19 protein-coding genes are annotated in these 20,084 nt (G+C 52.3%); 9 read left to right on the forward strand and 10 right to left on the reverse strand.

Annotated elements, in window-relative coordinates:
* Nucleotides 1-91 precede the first annotated feature (91 nt).
* Nucleotides 92-553 carry a hypothetical protein gene (locus ABD827_RS12400; protein WP_344965066.1) on the forward strand — a complete coding sequence of 154 codons (462 nt, stop codon included), beginning with the start codon at nt 92-94 and terminating at the stop codon, nt 551-553.
* Nucleotides 554-667: 114 nt separating this feature from the next.
* Here ABD827_RS12400 and ABD827_RS12405 read toward each other — a convergent pair whose 3' ends face one another.
* The 6 genes from ABD827_RS12405 to napF all read right to left on the reverse strand — a co-directional run bounded on the left by ABD827_RS12405 (nt 668) and on the right by napF (nt 5,472).
* Nucleotides 668-805, reverse strand: a complete 138-nt coding sequence (locus ABD827_RS12405; RefSeq protein WP_344965067.1) for a TIGR02808 family protein — start codon at nt 803-805, stop codon at nt 668-670.
* 31 nt (nt 806-836) lie between these two features.
* Nucleotides 837-1,412: a NapC/NirT family cytochrome c gene (locus tag ABD827_RS12410; RefSeq protein WP_344965068.1), complete on the reverse strand. Its 576-nt coding sequence runs from the start codon at nt 1,410-1,412 to the stop codon at nt 837-839.
* A 26-nt stretch (nt 1,413-1,438) separates the two neighbouring features.
* Nucleotides 1,439-1,939, reverse strand: a complete 501-nt coding sequence (locus ABD827_RS12415; RefSeq protein ID WP_344965069.1) for a nitrate reductase cytochrome c-type subunit — start codon at nt 1,937-1,939, stop codon at nt 1,439-1,441.
* 104 nt (nt 1,940-2,043) lie between these two features.
* Entirely contained in the window at nt 2,044-4,536 is a 2,493-nt protein-coding gene (napA, locus tag ABD827_RS12420; protein WP_344965070.1) for a periplasmic nitrate reductase subunit alpha, read from the reverse strand.
* A complete protein-coding gene (locus ABD827_RS12425) occupies nt 4,533-4,838 on the reverse strand; it encodes a chaperone NapD (RefSeq protein WP_344965071.1) in 306 nt (101 codons plus the stop codon). Before ABD827_RS12425 ends, napA begins: the two co-directional genes overlap by 4 nt.
* A complete protein-coding gene (gene napF / locus ABD827_RS12430) occupies nt 4,825-5,472 on the reverse strand; it encodes a ferredoxin-type protein NapF (RefSeq protein ID WP_344965072.1) in 648 nt (215 codons plus the stop codon). The genes ABD827_RS12425 and napF overlap by 14 nt, the downstream gene beginning before the upstream one ends.
* 329 nt (nt 5,473-5,801) lie before the next feature.
* Between napF and ABD827_RS12435 the strand changes: the two genes are divergently transcribed.
* The 3 genes from ABD827_RS12435 to ABD827_RS12445 all read left to right on the forward strand — a co-directional run bounded on the left by ABD827_RS12435 (nt 5,802) and on the right by ABD827_RS12445 (nt 10,908).
* On the forward strand, nt 5,802-7,046 hold the full coding sequence (locus tag ABD827_RS12435) for a DUF3422 family protein (RefSeq protein ID WP_344965073.1): 1,245 nt from the start codon (nt 5,802-5,804) through the stop codon (nt 7,044-7,046).
* 1,269 nt (nt 7,047-8,315) lie between these two features.
* Nucleotides 8,316-9,089, forward strand: a complete 774-nt coding sequence (locus tag ABD827_RS12440; protein ID WP_344965074.1) for a hypothetical protein — start codon at nt 8,316-8,318, stop codon at nt 9,087-9,089.
* A gap of 358 nt (nt 9,090-9,447) precedes the next feature.
* Entirely contained in the window at nt 9,448-10,908 is a 1,461-nt protein-coding gene (locus ABD827_RS12445; RefSeq protein WP_344965075.1) for a S1 family peptidase, read from the forward strand.
* A gap of 236 nt (nt 10,909-11,144) precedes the next feature.
* Here ABD827_RS12445 and alr read toward each other — a convergent pair whose 3' ends face one another.
* Nucleotides 11,145-12,377: an alanine racemase gene (gene alr / locus ABD827_RS12450; RefSeq protein WP_344965076.1), complete on the reverse strand. Its 1,233-nt coding sequence runs from the start codon at nt 12,375-12,377 to the stop codon at nt 11,145-11,147.
* Between the two features lie 439 nt (nt 12,378-12,816).
* Between alr and ABD827_RS12455 the strand changes: the two genes are divergently transcribed.
* Nucleotides 12,817-13,098, forward strand: a complete 282-nt coding sequence (locus ABD827_RS12455) for a DUF503 domain-containing protein (protein WP_344965078.1) — start codon at nt 12,817-12,819, stop codon at nt 13,096-13,098.
* Between the two features lie 31 nt (nt 13,099-13,129).
* Entirely contained in the window at nt 13,130-13,777 is a 648-nt protein-coding gene (locus ABD827_RS12460; protein WP_344965079.1) for a DsbA family oxidoreductase, read from the forward strand.
* Nucleotides 13,778-13,805: 28 nt separating this feature from the next.
* On the opposite strand, the gene yegD is transcribed toward ABD827_RS12460, so the two are convergent.
* Complete coding sequence (yegD, locus tag ABD827_RS12465) at nt 13,806-15,179, reverse strand: molecular chaperone (protein WP_344965080.1); 1,374 nt, start codon at nt 15,177-15,179, stop codon at nt 13,806-13,808.
* Between the two features lie 212 nt (nt 15,180-15,391).
* Here yegD and ABD827_RS12470 point away from each other — a divergent pair, with 212 nt between their 5' ends.
* Together ABD827_RS12470 and ABD827_RS12475 are read left to right on the forward strand one after the other, a co-directional pair.
* The gene (locus ABD827_RS12470) at nt 15,392-16,312 is read left to right on the forward strand and encodes an IS4 family transposase (protein WP_344965081.1); all 921 of its coding nucleotides are present in this window, start codon (nt 15,392-15,394) and stop codon (nt 16,310-16,312) included.
* 357 nt (nt 16,313-16,669) lie between these two features.
* On the forward strand, nt 16,670-17,185 hold the full coding sequence (locus tag ABD827_RS12475; protein ID WP_344965082.1) for a DUF6398 domain-containing protein: 516 nt from the start codon (nt 16,670-16,672) through the stop codon (nt 17,183-17,185).
* Nucleotides 17,186-17,284: 99 nt separating this feature from the next.
* Here ABD827_RS12475 and ABD827_RS12480 read toward each other — a convergent pair whose 3' ends face one another.
* A complete protein-coding gene (locus ABD827_RS12480) occupies nt 17,285-17,644 on the reverse strand; it encodes a hypothetical protein (protein WP_344965083.1) in 360 nt (119 codons plus the stop codon).
* A 232-nt stretch (nt 17,645-17,876) separates the two neighbouring features.
* On the opposite strand from ABD827_RS12480, the gene ABD827_RS12485 reads away from it, so the two are divergent.
* Nucleotides 17,877-19,610 carry a diguanylate cyclase gene (locus ABD827_RS12485; protein WP_344965084.1) on the forward strand — a complete coding sequence of 578 codons (1,734 nt, stop codon included), beginning with the start codon at nt 17,877-17,879 and terminating at the stop codon, nt 19,608-19,610.
* A gap of 26 nt (nt 19,611-19,636) precedes the next feature.
* Here ABD827_RS12485 and ABD827_RS12490 read toward each other — a convergent pair whose 3' ends face one another.
* Nucleotides 19,637-19,918 carry a hypothetical protein gene (locus ABD827_RS12490; protein ID WP_298720431.1) on the reverse strand — a complete coding sequence of 94 codons (282 nt, stop codon included), beginning with the start codon at nt 19,916-19,918 and terminating at the stop codon, nt 19,637-19,639.
* Nucleotides 19,919-20,084: the final 166 nt, after the last annotated feature.

Consider the following 20,084-nt stretch of genomic DNA (forward strand, 5'->3'; position numbering starts at 1 on the left):
AGAAACACTACACCGCCATGCTCAGCCTCGTATCAACGGTGATATGGCTGGCATGATTGAGAACGCTCCCTAATAACAACAGGGATAAATCATGAAGCGCTTCATCAAACCGTTTGTCATTTCTGCCACCCTGCTGGCAGCCAGCAACGCCAACGCCATTCCCAATATCTGGGTATCAGAGTTTGGACAGGGCTTTCTCGTCAACAGCATCCAGAATGAACAAGGGGATACCTTCACCATCAACTGCGACATCGGCTACAGCGAAAACGGCGAGTTAACCAAGGTTGATTTCAACCATGCCAGCGGCGAGGATCTTTCCCCCAGTGATAGCAATACACTGGAGCTACTGATCGACGGCAATGCCTACTGGATTCCCGAAAACCTGGGCTGGCGCAACGGTGACAACGCTTGGTATTCATTCCGGGAAGCCATTCAGGCTGCCGAGCAGTTTGATGTGTATGTAAATCAGAAGAAGGTATCGAGCTTTTCTCCTTCTCTCCAGAGTACGAAGAAAGTATTAGGCGATCTGAGCGACTGTGAATATCGCTACTGAATCAATCACCTGGCCGTACGCTTTACCGCCGGTGATATGGCAGTAGTTCCGGCAACAAAAAGCGGGAAGGTCGCCCTCCCCGCTTTTTCTTTCAGCCTGTTCTCTCAGACAGTATCAATCAATTTTCTTGTCTTTGGTCACCGACAGAATGCCAATACACACGACGGCGACGGCGATAAAACCGGCGATAATAATCACCGGTATGGTGGCGTAACCCAGGATATGCCAGATAACGTATTCTAAGGTACTCATTCGTTTCCCCTCTTGTTCTCGTTCCAGGCGCTTATTGCCAGCCGGCTACGTCGCTCATGTCCGGCAGTTTATGGGCAATGCCCTTATGGCAATCGACACAGGTTTTATCGCCACCGGCCAGTGCGGTCGAGTGCAGCCTTACCGCGCGGGGGCCTTGCTCCGAGAAGTCCATATAGTCGAATTGATGACAGTTACGACACTCTTGCGAGTTGTTTTCTTTCATCCGTTGCCACTCGCGATGCGCCAGATGACCACGACGCGCCTTGAACTTCTCGTCGGTATCGATAGTGCCGATAAAGTGAAAGGCCAGCTCTTTGGATGCCTGCACCTTGCGCACGATTTTATCGGTCCAGTTATGAGGAACATGGCAGTCGGAACAGATGGCACGCACTCCCGAACGGTTGGAGTAGTGAATGGTTTCACGGATCTCTTTTACGATGGGGGCGTGGCAGCCGGAACAGAACTGCTCGGTGTTGGTGGCTTCCATTCCGGTGTTAAAAGCCCCCCAAAACAGCAAGCCACCGATAAACCCCATCAGCAGCACCACGCCTGCCGCGGCCTTGCTGGGAGTGGATAAACGCTTCCAGAATCTTTTTAATAATTTCATGGCTCTCACTCTTAAGTCGCGTTTTATTACCGCAATGAATCGACGCTCTGAAAGTTGCTCTCAACCAGCGGTTTGGCATCGGCCTGAGGCACGTGACATTGCAAGCAAAAATAACGACGCGGTGACACATCCGACAGCACCTGCTCCTGACGATTCACATAGTGAGTCACGCTGATCTTGGTGGCGCCCATTTCCTTGGCGTTTTTCCAGCTGTGACAGGAAAGACACTTATTGGCGTTTAACGACACTTCATAGTTACGGATGCTATGGGGGATCAAGGGTGGCTGATACACATAACTACTGTCCAAATGGTGATCCTTGGGAAAACGCTTGAAGTCGTCCGCCGGGCGCGTGGTTTCTAGTTCACTCATGCCACGTAACGACTCCACACCACCAATGCCGCCCTGGTTGACGGTATGAGCGGCGGTATCGGTCGCCACCGGGTTTGCCTTGGCCGACTCTTCGGCTTGTACGGTACCGAACAGCAGTGCACTGGCTGCCAGCAATGCCATCATGATTTTTTGCATAACCTCTCCATTCTTTTATGACCACCCCCTGCATTGTTAAGCGATGGAGTGGCCTTGATATAACTGCCCTGTTACCCGAGTGAGAACTTACCCTCTCGCCACTCTTACACACTCGCGATTCTGGTTATCTTTACCGGACATTTTTTGTAGTCGGTCTGTTTGGATAGCGGATCGGTGGCATCCAGAATCAACTTGTTGACCAGAATGCGCGCATCAAAGAAGGGCACAAACACCAGGCCTTTTGGCGGCCGGTTACGACCTCGGGTTTCAACCCGCGCCCGCACTTCACCGCGCGGCGACTGAATGAGCACTTCGTCTCCGCGGCGTAAATTACGCGCCTCGGCATCATCCGGGTGAATGTAGCAATGCGCATCGGGAATGGCTTTATACAGCTCGGGCACGCGCCGGGTCATGGTACCGGTGTGCCAGTGTTCCAGCACCCGGCCGGTACAGAGCCACAGATCGTATTCATCGTTGGGCACTTCCGGCGGCGCTTCATAAGGTGCCGAAATGATCAGCGCCTTGCCATCGGGCTTGCCGTAGAAATCCCGGCCTTCACGTTTGGCGTAGGGGTCATATTCCGGGTTGAAACGCCACAGGGTTTCCTTGCCGTCTACCACCGGCCACCGTAAACCGCGCACCTGGTGATACACATCGTAGGGGGCCAGGTCGTGACCGTGTCCGCGACCAAATTCGGCATATTCTTCAAACAGCCCCTTTTGTACGTAAAAACCGGCAGACCGGGCGTCATCGTTCAGCTCTTGTGCTTCATCGAGCGGGAATTTATCCACGTTACCGTTACGAAACAGAATGTCGTACATGGTCTTGCCACGTAATTCCGGCACCTGGGCCATCAAGGCTTCATCCCACACCTCTTCGATGTTGAAGCGCTTGGCAAACTCCATGATTTGCCAAAGATCGGACTTTGCCCCTTCCACCGGCGACACCTGCTGGTACCAGGCCTGGGTGCGACGCTCGGCATTACCATAGGCGCCTTCTTTTTCGACCCACATGGCGGTAGGCAGGATCAGATCCGAGGCCTGGGCAGTAACCGTTGGATACGGGTCGGAGCACACAATAAAGTTGTCCGGGTTGCGGTAACCCGGTAACCGTTCGGTATTGATATTGGGGCCCGCTTGCATGTTGTTGTTACACATCACCCAGTAGGCATTGAGCTTGCCGTCGTTGAGCATCCGGTCTTGCAGCACCGCATGAAAGCCCGGTTTCGGCGGTATGGTGCCTTCCGGCAGCTTCCAGATTTTCTCGGCAATCTTGCGGTGTTCCGGATTGGCCACCAGCAGGTCTGCGGGCAAACGGTGGGCAAAGGTGCCCACTTCGCGGGCGGTACCACAGGCAGAAGGCTGACCGGTCAACGAGAAGGGGCTGTTACCCGGCTCCGAGATTTTGCCGGTCAGCAGGTGCAGGTTGTACACCAGGCTTTGCATCCACACGCCACGGGTATGCTGGTTCATGCCCATGGTCCATAACGACATCACCTTGGTGTCGGGATCCGCGTACTGTTTGGCCAGTGCAATCAGGTCTTCCGGTAGCACGCCGGACATTTCCGCCGCTTTTTCTACCGTGTAGGGGGCCACCGAGGCTTTGTATTGTTCAAACGAAATGTCGGCCATCTCGCCCGAGTTCGCGTTCCTGGCCTTGATTTGCAGCGGGTCATCATCACGCAGGCCGTAGCCAATATCGGTGGTGGCCTGTTTGAAATGGGTGTGTTTATCCACAAAGTCCCAGTTAACCGCCTCGTTTTCGATGATGTAGTTGGCAATAAAGTTGGCAATGGCCAGGTCGGATTGCGGATGAAAGATCATGCCGCGGTCGGCCAGCTCGAAGCTGCGGTGATAGTAGGTAGACAGCACGTTCACTTTAACGTGGGAATGGCTTAACCGGCGGTCGGTGATCCGGGTCCATAATACCGGGTGCATTTCCGCCATGTTGGAGCCCCACAGCACGAAGGCGTCGGCGTGTTCAAAGTCGTCATAACAGCCCATCGGCTCATCGATGCCAAAGGTACGCATAAAGCCGACCACGGCCGAGGCCATGCAGTGGCGGGCGTTGGGATCCAGGTTGTTGGAACGAAACCCCGCCTTCATCAGCTTGGATGCGGCGTAGCCTTCCATCACGGTCCATTGGCCGGAGCCAAACATGCCCACACTGGTAGGCCCTTTTTCCTTGAGGGCCTGTTTGAACTTCTCCGCCATCACATCAAAGGCCTGATCCCAGGAGACAGGTTCGAAGTCGCCGTCTTTATGATACTGGCCGTTTTTCATGCGCAGCAAGGGCGTGGTCAACCGGTCTTTGCCGTACATGATTTTCGACAGAAAATAGCCTTTAATGCAGTTGAGTCCCTTGTTCACCGGGGCTTCCGGGTCGCCCTGGGTGGCGACGACGCGGCCTTCTTGCGTACCCACCAGCACGGAACAACCGGTGCCACAAAAGCGGCACGGGGCTTTGTCCCATTTAATGGCGGTTTCATCCGAGCTGACGATCAGGTTGGTGGCAGAAACAGGAAGGCTGATCCCGGCCACTGCCGCGGCAGAAGCGGCGGCATTTGCTTTCACAAACGCACGTCTGGTTATTTTCATAGTTCATCCTTAAGCTTTGAATCCGACTTTTCTGCTGTACTGACTTCATCATCGAAGTCACTTTCTATTTGATGAAACACCAATGCGGTACTTAATACGTGTTCGAGCTGATTTATCGCATCAATGGTGTCGGTAATATAGCCCTGGTTTCGGGTTTCTATTACCACCACCAGCTTTCCTGCTTCGCTTTCACCATAAATTTCTGCGCCGTCAAATGCTTCAATCCGGCGTTTGATGGCGTTTAAATGTTGGGGCACGGCGTGAACCACCAAACTTGAGATATGAACTTCATTCAGTGACATTGGCGCTCTCTTGAAAAATATTCTTGATGGTAATGGCCGAGGTCGGGCACACCGACACGCAGGCGCCACACCCGGTGCAGCTATTCGTGTCTATTTGCGGCTGTGCCACCCGGCCCACCGCCAGCTTGAAGCTAATGGCAAAGGGTTCGCAGCTGTCACCACAGCTTCGACAATCGATGTTTTGTTTAGCCAGACAGCCCGCTTCAATCACCGCCCGGGCTTGCCAGGCCGGTTCGGTTTTTGGCACAAATAACGGCTCGGGGCAGGCCTCGGCACATTGATAACAAAAGGTACATTCGCCGTGTTCAAAATCAACCCGCGGAAAGCCCCCATCTGAAGGGCGAATGATCTTGGTGGGGCACTGCTTGATGCATTCACCACATTGGGTACATAAATCGGTAAATTGCGCCTCTTTGACCCAGGGTAATGACGGCTTGTCCGAGACGTCTCGACGGGTAAAAAGTTGGCGTCTTGAAAGGTTAATCCGAGAATGTGACATACTCACTACCTTGTTGAATATGGTCGTTTTAATAAAATTAAAGCCATTGAAACATAAGCCTTTATTAACCTGAGTGCCACTGTAGTTGTTATAGACGTAGTTGAACAGGTAAAACAAGCATTTCAGATGGAACATTGATGTAAATCAACTACTTTATTTTCTGACCACCCCTTCATCTGGCCGCTCTGCGCCGGGGTTGCAGGCGGTCGCGCAGAAAAAAACCAATCCAGCCTTGCCATCAAACAAGCTGAAAAATGTCGCAATGAGAACATTTATATCAGCCGTCACCCAGCAATCTTGCCCAGCGGCGAGACAAGGCCGCAGTGGTTGAGAAAGAAGCGTATCGGCTGTTGAATGGCCGTAGCCCGGTTATCTCCACCGAACCGGGAGCAGATAGCGAATAGCGAGCCGAAAAAATCTGGTAAATTATCCGGATTCTGACTGACAGCAATAAAGGAGAAGCAATGCTCAGTCACCCGTTGCGAGAGCAAATCATCGCAGAGGTTCATGCCCGGCCGTTTCAAAAGCTGCAGGCCCCGCTGGGAATGCGGCACATTGCGGTAGTGTATGACGGCGCCCCGCTGCAGGACGTGCAGCAAAGCGTGTTTCGACTCATCGACCTGCTGGGGCTGCAAGAGACCATCAGCAAGTCGCGTTTCTGGCAGGGCGAGAACGATCGCCTGACGCTGCGGTTTGAAGCCCACCACGAGTTTTACACCCTGACGCTGACCGCGCTGAATACACTGGAGCTGCCGCAGTTGCCGGCCGAATGGCTGGCATCCGTGCCGGGCAGCTTTTTGTGCGGTGCCGAGATCCTGTTTCGCGCCCATCGGGCCGATGCCGATGAAAATGCCTGGCTGGATAAGCACTTCGGTGACTATCAGGTTAACAGCTCCATGGTGATGTCTGGCGTCGGCCAGATGTGGACCGACTTTTACCCCCGTGAAGACAGCGGCCTGGTGCGGGTGCTGGTGGAGGATCGCGGCCTGCAGTTGCAGCAGGCCGGACGCTTGCTGCAACGCATTTGCGAGATCGAGACCTATCGCCATGTGGCGCTGCTGGCACTGCCGCTGGCAAACGACATGGTACCGGCGATCAACCAGCTTGAAACCGAGCTGGTCGAGCTTTCTACCCGGGTCTCGTCCGAAGAGCCATCGGTGCTGCTGCATCAGCTGATGAGCCTGGCGCAGCGACTGGAAGAGTTGTCGGCGCTTACCTCCAACCGTTTCTCGGCGGCAGATGCCTACTTCACCCTGGTCAACAAGCGAATTGGCGAGCTGCGCGAAACCCGCATAGAGGGCCGCCAGACCGTAGAGCAGTTCATGGATCGCCGGCTGGATCCGGCCACCCGCACCTGCCGCACCGCCGGCCTGCGCATCGAGCAGCTTTCTCGCCGGCTGGCGCGCACCACCCAGCTGGTGCGCTCGCAGGTGGACTTGTCTGTTGAGCAGCAAAACCGCGACATGCTCGCCTCCCTCAGCAAGCGGGCCGGCGAGCAGCTGCGGCTGCAGGCCAAGCTGGAGAGCTTTTCCATTATCGTGGTGACCTACTACGCCTTTGATCTGATTGACCGCACACTGCGCAACCTGGTCGACAACGAAGAATACCGCCACCTGATGGAAGTGGGCCTGAGCATATCGGTGCCCTTCATCGCCCTGCTGCTCTGGCTCTATATCCGCCGCCTGCTGCGCGGCGTAGGCGAAGACTAAAACTCGAACCACACAGGCCCCACCAAAGTGGGGCCTTACCTACACCAAAACACCGCACCCTCCCTGTAGCCGCCGCTTTAGCTGGCGGATCAGACCACTCTGTAGAAACAGGACAAGTCGCGGCACGATAGCCAAGGCAACACGTCGAACAAAGGGCCCGCTCCGCCCATTAATGTCGGCGCAATTTGCGGAAACACACCACACTGCTTTTCGTAGGGTCGATTTCAATCGACCACAAGCATTGCACGATATCGGCGGCAACACGTCGGACAAAGGGCCAACTCCGCCGACTCGCCGTAAATCCCTCCCTGGAGGCTCACTGTTTCGTCCCTGAAACAGAAGGTCGGCCGAGCAGATCCCTTTGCCCTCCCGTCAATGTCGGCGCGACCTGCAGAAACAAACAACATCCGACCCGAATCCGTAGGGTCGATTTCAATCGACCACAACCATTGCACAATATCGGCGCAACACGTCGAACAAAGGGCCCGCTCCGCCCATTAATGTCGGCGCGACCTGCGGAAAAAACACAACACCCGCCCCGAATCCGTAGGGTCGATTTCAATCGACCACAACCATTGCACGGTATCGGCGCAACACATCGAACAAAGGACCCGCCCTGCCGACTCGCCCGGAACTTGCCACTCGCTGTATCAGCCTGCTGCGAACATTCACCGGATGTTCGGTCAGGCTGATACAACTCGTCACGGCGAGACAAGCTCGCCCCATGTACGCTCGGCACATAACATCCGACCGCCAGGGAAGGCGGGAGTGCCGAAATGGCAGGGAGCATTTTTCGGCCCTGTTATGTGATGGTCGGCCGAGCAAATCCCTTTGCCCTCCCGTCAATTGCGGCATGGTCTGTGGGCACAAAACAACCACCCACCCGTTTTGCACCTCACTTTTACCTTTTTGCAATTGCCTCCCCGCACCTGAGCAGCCAGAATAGATGCATTTGAAAACCGTGGTTGCAGGGAATGGCGGCCTGAAACGCAGGGGCGGTAGCGTGGGTGAACAACACCGATAAAGCCTGCAAAAAAAGCCATCCAGACGGTCAAGTATGTACAGTATATTTAGAACCCATCCGAAAGTGTGCGCTATATCACCACAAGCGATGCGCGTTTATTATCAGCCGAAGACAGAAAATGTCTGTGATTCAAATGGTTGATAAACAGTCCATGTAGATACTGAGCACACTTCGGAACAAATATGCGCATACTCGATTTTCTCCGGCACATCTGACCATTAAATATTATAACCAATTGATAATAAATGGAATATGGTGCCGCACACCGAGGCAGTGCAAGCGTATATATGCGCATGCGCACTATTAAAATGTTAGCCAGACCAACATTCGAAATTAAAGAGAGGGTCGAAGTGGTAGATTTTTTTGTGAATGGGTTGTGTATCCACTGCCACCTTGCCAAAAATGAACTAATGGACTTTACGCAATTCAATCATGAAGTTGAAGAGTCTTGGAAGGAAAAGGATAGCAAGCTACAAGAGGAGGTTGGTCAACTTCTAGAAAAATATCCAGAAAAACATCATGAAGACATTGTAGACACTTACTCTTGGGAACTGCATTTAAATCAAAGTAAATATCCCGGATTGCACAGGGAATCTCTAGTCATAACAATCTTCAATTTTCTAGAGCATCAGCTGAATAATTTATGTGCCATTTTTTATGAAAGCATAGATAGCAAATTAAAACTAAATGATTTGCACGGTAGCGGAGTCGAAAGAGCACTATTGTACTTGACGAAGGTGGTTAAAATAGACTTCTCGAAGTTTGGCTATGAGCTGCCTATTATTAAAGGTTTAAATCTCGTTAGAAATTTGATAGTGCATAATGGTGGCGGCCTACCTGAGGATCCAAGATCTAAAGTTAACAAGTTTGTTCAGGGTTCGGAGTATTTGTTCGGAGTTGAGGGTGGCTCTATAAAAATACATCCTGAATTCATTGGCTTCTTCCTCAAGGTTCTGGAGTCCTTTTTCGAAAAGCTTGATCTAGAGGTTCAGAGTTACATCCAAAGCTACAATGGCTAACAATACGCGTCACGCGGATGGCCTTTACGTCGCTTCGCTCTGCAAAGGGCACCGGTGCGCTTAGCGTTATGCAAAAAGGAATTAGATGAAATCTATACGTATTCTACTACTTGTCTATAACACTAGTTTGTACTGCGGGCGCAACGGCTGGGAGTATTCAGAGGGCTGGGGCAATACCCTGCGGAAAGTGGGTTGCTGAGCGAACTACAGGTGATTACCACATGGCCTTAGCATGGGTCATGAGTTCATATAATCATGAAGTGGCTATACGCAGGTAAGATCACCGGCCCATAGAGGATATGTGTCCGGGAAACTATAGTCACTTCAACCCTCTATCTCTATCGACACAGGGGAATTTATGCTCTCAAAATATATAGTAACGGTATTTTTTTCCATCATTTTTACTTTCTCATCACAGGTGTCGGCAAATGATAAAAATCTGATTTTCGAAGAATTTGACGCCCGGGAAATGAACAGAGCAGAAAAACGCTTACTCCAAACCGGGCTGGCACTTGAAGGTGACTACATCGGTTTGATCGACGGTATATGGGGCCGTAGCAGCCAAACTGCTCTGGAGGATTACGCACAACGCAACTTTCCAGTGTATCAAAAGGCGCAGTTCCTTCATGCTTTTTCCGTCATCATGGATGTTGTTTCCATGACAGAAAAAAATGGATGGGAGGACAAGTATTTCCCTAAATCAAAGCTGTCCATTGCCGCACCTTGGGGGATCCTAAAATCCAAAAAAGATAACACTTCAGGCATATCAAGCTGGTCTACCGACAATGAAAGCCTGGAAATAAAACACTTCGAACATGACGATGCGAACACTTATCAATTACACGAGTCCATAAAAACACTGCATACCTCCTTCAATGAGCCATATTTTTTAAGAAGACAAAATAGATTGGTTACCAAGGTTCACAGCACAAATGGCTACAGCATCTACTTACGTTCAGAAAAATACAACGAACGGTGGCAGAATGTAATGATTGGTGCTCAGAAGGAACAAGCCTACATGCTTTCTGCAATCAGCTCAGGAATTTACTTCGGACCGCCAAGAAGCTGGGACATCCCGGAGGGTTCATTGATTAGCAGGGTCGTTAATGAAGGCTTAGTATTGCTGGGAGAAGTAGGAAAAAAATCACCTTCAAATCAACAGGCCAACACTAAAAAAGAAACAACAAACGTCAATAAAAAGCAACCCTCTGGGTTTGGCACCGCCTTCTATATTAATAACACCGACCTGATTACCGCCGAGCATGTCGTCGCGAATTGTAGTGCTATATCCCTTAAAGATGGAACAAATCTTAATGTTATTTCAACTGATGAAAGCATTGATTTGGCAATATTAAGTTCACCTCATCAACGGTCACAAGCCTGGCTACCCGTTGCCAGTACTGGCAAGGCGGTACTGGGAGAGCAAGTTTATGCCCTTGGCTACCCATACTACATGCTGGTTGGAACTTCTCTTAACTTGACTACAGGCAATGTCAGTGCTCTAGCCGGGTATGCTGATGACAATCGATTCATCACCATTAGTGCACCGGTTCAGCCCGGCAACAGCGGAGGACCACTTCTCAATAAAAAGGGTGAAATCCTTGGTATGATCAGTGCGAGGCTCTCTGAGTCGGCCATTATAAAAGCAACTGGAACCTTACCTCAAAATATTAACTATGCAGTTACCGGTGAAGAACTGATAAAATTTCTTCATAGATCAGGTGTCCTTTACCCACGCGGGCAACAAGAAGCCGTCAATCTATCAAATGGCATACCTGAAAAATTACAGACAGCTGTCATGCCAGTTTTTTGCTGGTAAAGAGTTACCCATTAGCTTTCCTTTCTTGATATTCAGACTTTCAACAAAGGAAAACCATCTTCAATCAAAAATATATACCTAGGTCACCACCATTGGATTATCGACTCATTTACTGTGCAATGACGGCACAATGACGGGGTCTGGTCTTGCTTTTTTCCTCTTTTACACCTGGCCATAAAGTAAAAAAGCGGGAAGGTTGCCCTCCCCGCTTCACGCTTTCAGCTCAAGCGTACCGCTTAGTTGGTGCGTTTCAGAATCTTGGGATTGGAGTTGCCCCATACGGTGTACAGGTCGGCCAGCAGGGCGCCGTTGGCGTCTTCCAGCTCGCCCTGGGTTACTTCGGCTTCACCCTGTTTGCCGAACAGCACTACCTCGTCACCCGGCTTCACGCCCGGAATGTCGGTGACGTCGATCATGGTGGTGTTCATCGACACCTTGCCCACTACCGGCGCTCTGTGGCCATTGACCACCACATAAGCCTTGTTGGTGAACACCCGGCGATAACCGTCGGAATAGCCCATCGGCAGGTTGGCCAGCAACGAGTCACGCTGCAGGGTGTAGGTGCCGTCATACCCCACCAGATTGCCGGCCGGATAGTCGTTGACCGAGGCCACCCGGGTCTTGAACGACATCACCTTCTTGTATTCGGTATAGGAAGGCAGGGTGTCACCGTAGATGATGCCGCCCGGGCGCACCATGTCGAGGCGGGCTTCCGGCACTTCCAGGGTGGTGAAGGAGTTGGCGGTGTGCAGGGTCAGCTTGCTGCGATCCAGCTTGCCGTCTTCAATCAGCCACTGCGACTGCTCGTTGAATTTGGCCAGCCCCGCCCGCACGAAGTCTGCCTCTTCATACTGGAAGTGGGTCATGATGCCGACCAGCTCCAGGTTCTTCAGCGCTAGCAGCTCGCGTGCTTCCTGCTTGCCTGCTTCCGTTGCCACTTCCAGCCCGTTGCGGCTCATGCCACCAGCGTTCAACCCCAGGTGATAGCGCAGGGTCTTGCCTGCAGCCGCCGCTATTTCGGCCGCTTCGCGCGCGGCGTCGATATCACCGAACAGCTCTTCCATCTCGTATTGCAGGCCGTTACTCACCTCTTGTGGGCTGGCGCTGCGTACCCGCATGATACGGCCTTCGTAGCCGCTCTCGCGCACGACCCGCGCCTCTTCGTTGCTGGTAATGCCCACACAGGGAATATTGGCGGCCATGACCGAGGGCATCAGGTTGGCGATGCCGTGACCATAGGCGTCGGCCTTCATGATGGCGCAAATCCGGGACTTGCCGTCCAGCAGAGCCTGCAGGGTGTTGATGTTGTGCTCGAACGCCGCCTGATCGATCTCGACCCAGGCATTGGCAGTATTGTACTGGCTGCTGCCGGTATCCAGGCCGGTCACCGGCAGTTCCGGTGCGGCTTGTACCGAGGTGGACAAACAGGTGGCAAGGGCCAGTGCCAGGGCGGTAGGGGTAAACTTCATCTCGTGCTCCTTGAATAGGTGTGCCTCTGCTCCATTGGTGTCGAACACCAGCCGGAAACCCTTTCCGGCTCGCAGATAACCGGCTCACTATACAAGGAAAAAATCAAAACTTAATAGCATTAATTAACCAATAATTAACATTAAACATCAATTTACTCCGGAAAAAGCAGTTAAACAAACTATTTAAATCCGCATTAATCGATCGTTTATGCAAGACACCATTTCAGACTCACATGAAAATATTTAGTTGGCAGTCAAAATCAGCCTCATTTGCTACCAAAACCAATCTATCGTGGCACATTCACAACCCATCGGATCAGTGAACACAAAGTAAACCATGCATATTTATGCGCATGCCGGTTCGGCACTAAAGCCTGAGCTCTCTTGCTGAATGGCCTGAAAAGACTACCCTGTTCGGCACGCCAGCAAGGAGAACGACATGCATATCGCTATTCTGACCATGACTTTTTCTCTGCCGGGATGTGGCTCGCTAAAAGAGAAACGCCAGCGTATGGGCGGTATGCACGAACGGTTCGGGCGCAATCCGGCGGTGGCGGTCTGTGAGAGTGGTGAACACAACAGGCACGATGCCAGCGAATGGTCGTTTGTGGTGGCGGCAGCCTCAAGGCGCGAGGTTGAATCCCAGTGCAGCCAGATTGAAGACAAGATACAGCGCACCGTAGAAGCACGCATAATCAAGGTCACCCGTGAACTCCTCTAGTTAAGTCATAAAATGCACAGGAGCCATTTTGATGAACAAGATACAGATAGATATTGTTTCCGATATCGCCTGCCCCTGGTGTGCCATCGGCTATGCCCGGCTGAAGCAGGCCATGGAGCAACTGGCACCAGAGTATGAGTTCACCATTCAGTGGCATGCCTTTGAACTGAACCCCGACCACACCGGTCAAGGGGAACCCATCTTGCCGGCTCTGGCCAAAAAATACGGCCGGAGCGAAGAAGAGATGCGGGCAAATCAGAGCAACATGATGAGAATTGCCAACGATCTTGGCCTCAACTTCGAAAAAATACAGCAGCGACTGACCTGCAATACCTTCGATGTCCACCGCTTGGTGAAGTGGGCGGGGGAGCAAGGTCAACAAACCGCCATGAAACAGGCCCTGTTCGACGTGTATTTTGGCAAGGCGATGGATGTCTCCGATCACGCTGTGCTATTGGATTGCGTTGCCGCGCTGGAGCTGGACCCGGCAACAGCCAAACAGGTACTGGACTCGGATCAATACGCTGCCATGGTGCGAGAAGAGGAAGCCACCTACCAGCAGGCAGGTGTGACCTCAGTGCCAGCCTTCATTATCAACGGCAAGTACCTCATCTCCGGCGCGCAAGAGCCCGACGCCTGGGTGCAGGCATTGCAAGAGATCAGCGCCGAATCCGTTTGAACTTAACTTACTGCTGGCAAGGCACGGCTTACCCTTGCTCGCCGGGGCCATATATTTTGTTGGCCCAGCGGGTCAGGCCGGCGGTGACACTGCCGAAATGGTCGCCGATCACGATGGGAGTGTGCTGAAACTGCTGCTGCAAAAACCGATTCAGCACCGGTGACTTGGCGGTACCGCCGGTCACAAACACCACATCCGGCTGGCAGTTGGCCTGGGTAATGGCATCGTTCATCAGGGCGGCGATGGTATTCAGTTCACGGTGGCAGGCGCTGGCAAAACCGTCTCTGTCCAGATTTACACTCAAGCCCTTGTCTATGTCGGACAAGTCGACCAGCTGCTCGGTGCAGTCCGTCAGGGCAATTTTGCTTTGCTCCGCCGCATTCACCACGCGATAGCTGAGTTTGTTTTTTTGCACGGTTAACAGGCGCGACAACAGCTCGGGCTGTTCGGCATCACGGATCAGCTGCTCCAGCAAGCGGCTATTGGCGGCACTGTAAAACTCGGTCTGATTATGAATGTTGTTAATGGAGACCGCTTGCGCGTAACTGTTGGCGGGTACCGGCTTGCCGGTTTTCAACATGCTGTCCAGGCCAAAGCTGGGCATAATGCCTTTGAGCGCAAAGGTAATGTCAAAATCATTACCGCCTACACGCTCACCGCTGTGGCTTAACAAGTCACCGGTTCTGTCTGGCAAAAGCGCCTGTTTGGGTCCCATCAGCAACATGGAGCAATCGGTGGTACCACCGCCGATATCGACCACCAGCACTCGGGTTTCCTTGGTCAGGCCGGCTTCATACTCAAAGCCGGCGGCAACCGGTTCAAACTGAAATTCAACATCCTTGAAGCCGACTCGCTTTGCGGCGTTGGTTAATATTTCCAATGCCTGCCGATTACTTTCTTCACCACGCAGGCCCTGAAAGTTAACCGGGCGGCCAATCACCGTCTGGCTGACACTTCTGCCGAGTGCGGCTTCGGTGAGCGTTTTTACATTGCTCATCATGGCCGCCACAATGTCTTCAAACAATTCGGCTTGTTGCGGCAACAGGCCCGTCGCCCCCAAAAAGGATTTAGGCGACTTTATGTAGTAACCCTCATCTGGCTCTTGCAGGTAATTATTCAATGCCTGCTGGCCAAATGACAATTCGGTGGGATAGCCATCCAGTGCCAGCTCTTTTAATTCAACCTGCCCTTTTTGCAGTTGTCTTTGCCGTTGCAACTGAAAGTTTTTTTGTTCTGCCGATGGCAGGTGTTTATACAGCCAGTTGACAATCACGTCTCGGCTTGGTGCATATAAGGTTGACGATATATATCGACCATGATCACCTAAAGATAAGATCTTTGGGTTATTTCCTTCCATCACGCCGACGGCACAGTTTGATGTACCGTAGTCAAATCCGATCATGTTGACATCCAAAAGCAAAAAGGCCGCGTAGGATACAGGGATGCTCAGCACCAGGCAAGTTTGCGGCGGCCGAGCAGCTGGTGGATCAGATCACTCCGTAGCAACAGGAAGTACTGCGCAATATCGGCAGCAACCTGTCGGACAAAGGGTCCGCTCCGCCGACTCGCTTCAAGCACATCCATGTGACGCTCAACACATGACATCCCTGTCATGTGTTGGTCGGCCGAGCAGATCCCTTTATCCTCCCGTCGATTCCGGCGTGGCCTGCAAAAGAGTTCCCCGGACGGTTTCATACGGTTTCACCGGCTGCGGTCGAGTGCCATGTCACCATGTCGTTGCTTGAACAGGCTCCGGTAAACATGACCATTGCCGCCGATACCATCTCGGAGCATGATTTCCGCCCTTCGGCAACCGAGCTGCGAGAACAGTTACTGTTAGCTGACGCCGGTTATCTGGACCAGAACTATTACCATGAGATTGAGCAACACGGTGGTTTTTATCTGGTCCGGGGTAAACTGTCTCTGAATCCGACTATCGAAGAAGCCCGCAATCAGCATGGCCGTCTGCTGCCGAAATTGGCTGGTAAAAAGCTCCAGGCGGTGAAGCATCGTACCAACCGTTCCGATGTGCTGGATATGGTGGTCCGTTCAGGCAAGTTCCGGTATCGGGTTATCCGCCGCTGGTTTACGCAGGAGCAGCGTTTCGTACTCTGGCTGACCAACCTGCCACGAGAAGAGTTCAGTGCCACCGATATCATGCTGCTTTATCGTACTCGCTGGCAGATCGAGCTGCTGTTCAAAGAGCTGAAATCCCATACCAACCTGCGAAAGTTTAATACTGAGCAAAAGGCGATCGTCGAAGGATTGATCTGGGCCAGCTTGCTGACCTTGCTGCTGAAACGGCTCATCGTAAATTCAGCTTCGCCGGGATTATCCCTGTTTAAAGCTGCGAAAAATGCAGATGTCTGGTTTTGCCCGGTGGTGACCGCGATAAGCCAGCGGGCAATGCAGGAAATAGAGCATCATCTGGACTGGGCTTTCCAATATTTACGACGAAACGCTCAACCATCGCAGCAAAGTAAATCCAAGCAGGGCAAAGGGTTACATGACATTTACGAATTCTTTAATGCTTAAGAACCTGGCTATGTGCAGCCATTAGTGCCATCAAGAGAAAGCAGGAGCAACAATATAATAGAAAGACGAAACCAATATAACAGGGGGGACGCGTGCATTTGGTCAAAATTGTTACGCTTTCTTTTCCCTTTTAATAAACACCTAAAAAGGGGCCATGAATGGCCAGATCATTACGATTGCAGCTCACTGGTGTTTTGTACCATGTGACCTCACGGGGGAATCTACATGATCCAATTTCCGCGTGCAATGACGACAGACGCGGCTTGCTCTCAATCGTAGCGCTTAGCCTGTTGTTCCAGTAAAGTAAAAGAGCTGCTCCTGAAGTGCACTTTTAACCTTCATTATGTGCTGGTGACCATGGAAAAATCTGCAAAAATCCCTAAGTCAATGCGTGAAAAGTATGATGAAATCACGCAAATCACCGACGAGTTTGCTGAAAAATACCTGAACGATGAGTACGCTCAGGTGATCAGCTCTGCCGTTGCAGCGCTTTGTCGCAAACGCCCCTCGCCATTAATCAAAGGTAAGACGGCTTCCTGGGCTTGTGGTGTCACTCATGCTATTGGCATGGTTAACTTTCTTTTTGATAACAGCCAACAGCCTCATATCAAAGCGACCGACCTGTATCAAGCATTTGGTGTGGGCCAGAGTACCGGGCAAGGTAAATCAAAACAGGTACGGGATCTGTTAAAAATGCGCCAAATCGATCCAGAATGGAACCTTCCAAGCAGGCTGATAACTAACCCCTTGGTCTGGATGGTTTACATCGGTGATACCATTGTCGATCTACGTTTTGCGCCGAGAGAAGCCCAGGAAATGGCTTATCAGCAAGGCTTGATCCCCTTCATTCCGGCGGATAATTCAAACACCTGACAGGTATTAGACGTTCTGCATTTTCATTTCCACGTGGATCATGAGGACGACAAAAACGGGAGAGTCACCTTTCCCGCTTCTGGCTGCAGCAAGCCATCGTTACCTGGTTTCGTAATCGACGCTGTATTCAATAATATCGTTATGCTCCAGCTCGATATCCACTTCAACGCTCTCCTGCTCTTTCACGAACAGCAGCTCAACGTCGTCGTCGTCGGCTTGTTCGCGACCAAGTTCAAACCCCTTATCGGTATAAAAGGCTTTCACTGCTTCACTGATGCTACCAATGCTGCTACCTGATACATCGGCCTCCAGTTCAAAGCCGCCAAACCATTTTTGTTCGGCTTCAACGACCTTGGCGTTCTCCGGCACAAAAATAATGTCGGGAATGGGGTCTTGGGCGGCGTGGGCCTTCATTGCAAACGTGGCGACGACAAGTGTCAGGGTGGTTTTGGGATTCATGGTTGCTCCGTGCCTGGGTTACGTCAGGGATGTATGAAAGCGCAACGCCTTGTCTTTGATAGTACATCATTCACGCAAAGCCGATCGGAGGTGCCAAAAAATAGAGAAGCTCTGCTCGGTTCACAAAACGAACATAAAAGCGGCTGTTGTTTGCCTTTCGCCCGCCATACACTGAAAATCAAATAGTTACTGACAATTCTGTCATGACGATTTTTCTGGAATCACTCCAAATATGCGTATTGGAACCATGATCGTTCGAGTATGGGTGTTGTTGCTGGCGAGTTTCGCTTCCTTCTTGTCTCATGCCGAGGTTGGCGATAGCCTGCAACTCGATGAAGCCGTTCATTCGTCAGCCGATCATCAACGCTGGTATCCACTGGATGCTTCTCTGGCGCGTGCCCCGCTCCATAAACTGCAACAGCAGCTGACAGGTGAAGCAGCCGCCGTTGATAGCCTTTTCGGTCGGGCCGGCACCTTTGTAACCCGGGTGCCGATCACCAATACCCGGCGGCAAACCTGGTTTGTGGTGCCAGGCGCCAATTTTATCGATACCGGTATCGCCTACTGGCAGCCCGATGAAGGGCCACCCCGAATGCTGGCCGAATTTTCTCAGCTGAGCGATGACCTCACGCCCCGGCTGATGCACACCCAGGTGCTGCCGTTGTGGCTGCAAGACCAGGAGGCAGGCCAACTGTGGATAGTGGTTCAGGCAAAACACTTTGCCACGCCGGTTCCCCTCACCTTTTATTCTCAACAGGCATTTTATCATCACCAATTTATGGTGAATTCCACGACGATCGGCGCCATTGCCATCATGTTGACCCTGACATTGCTGTCGCTGGCCATTTATGTACGCACCCGCCAATCACTGGCACTCACCTACGCCGGCTATGTGGGCCTGCATGCGCTGGGCTGGGCGGCAGCAGCCGGCGCCATTAACGGCGTTACCGCGCACGACGGGCTGAATGTGACCTATGCCGGCATGCATCTGTTTCCGTTTGCCATTGCCTGCGCCAGCCTCTTTGCCTGTGGCCTGTTCAATTGCACCGAGCAGCATCCCGGACTGGCTCGAGTATTGAGGTGGCTGGCCATTACCGTGACCCTGCTGGGCACGGTGATGCTGTGGCTGCCTTTTCAGGTCACCTTTTATCTGTCTCATGTTATTGCGCTGCTGTGGGTGCCGCTAAGCCTCTGGATTGGCATGACCATGCTCTCGAACGAAGACTTCAGGGCCAAGTACTATCTGATCGGCAATCTGTTCTACAGCGCCGCGCTGGTGTACTACTTGGTTTCCCATTCCAGCCTGGTGTCCGGTTTGGCCTATCCGGAGCTGGCGGTGGTGATGGCCCTGGCCATCGACTGCGTCTGTATTCTGTTTTCGCTGTCGGAATGGCTGAAAATCAAGCAAAACGACTTTAACCGGGTCTTTTACGAATCCCGCATCGATCCGCTGACTCAGGTAGGAAACCGGCTGCTGCTGCAGGAACGACTCTCCGATCTGTCCGACGCCTACCTCATCATGTTTATCGACTTTGACGGCATGAAGGCGATTAACGACTCAATGGGCCATGACGCCGGCGATCACTTTCTGTCGGAAGCGTCCCGATTAATGCACGAACGAATCGGTCATACCGGCGAGATATTCCGAACCGGGGGCGATGAATTTGTCTGGCTGGTGCGGGGCACAACAACAGATCAGTTACCCGAGATCCGTCGGCACCTTGAAGGCACCATCTCTAATATCGAAACGGTGCTGCACGCCAACTGGCCGATGTCCGGCATCAGTTTCGGGCTGGCCACCAGTGAAGATAGCGCTAATGCCTCGGCATGTCTGGCCATCGCCGATCGCAAAATGTACCAGCACAAAACCGCCAAGCAGAGCCGCCGAAACCGAGGCGTGAATATAAGTGCCACAGGCTCGGCACAGCCCCGTGAAATAAGGCCCGAGACAACCCAAGGCCGTTAACTGCGCCAGCCGCCGTGCGCGGCCCGTCAGCTGCTGACGATGTGGTTGCGCACCAGCCCTCGCTTAACGCTCTTGCACAACTTGCCGAAGCGACGAATTTCATCGAAATGCGGCGTTATGCCGCGCTTGATGCTGTGTTCCCAGTAGCTCAGCTCGGTATCCAGCAGCTCCATCAGCTTTTTAGGGCAGCCGATACAGTTGTTATCGGTACCACAGACAAAGGTGTCGGCTTCATAAAGGGGAAACTCGGCCTTGGCCTGCTCGATAATCTGTTGCATCGCGGTGATGCGATCCGGTTTTTTCGACATAACAACCACTCCCGGCGTGAATACGCCAGCGATTATATCGATGCCCCCGGCGGCAAAAACTGATGCGGATCAAGCCGCCATACTTCGCCCTGACCTAGGGAGCGTTCTCAATCATGCCAGCCATATCACCGTTGATACGAGGCTGAGCATGGCGGTGTAGTGTTTC

Source organism: Oceanisphaera sediminis, from assembly GCF_039539745.1.
Taxonomy (GTDB): Bacteria; Pseudomonadota; Gammaproteobacteria; order Enterobacterales; family Aeromonadaceae; genus Oceanimonas; species Oceanimonas sediminis.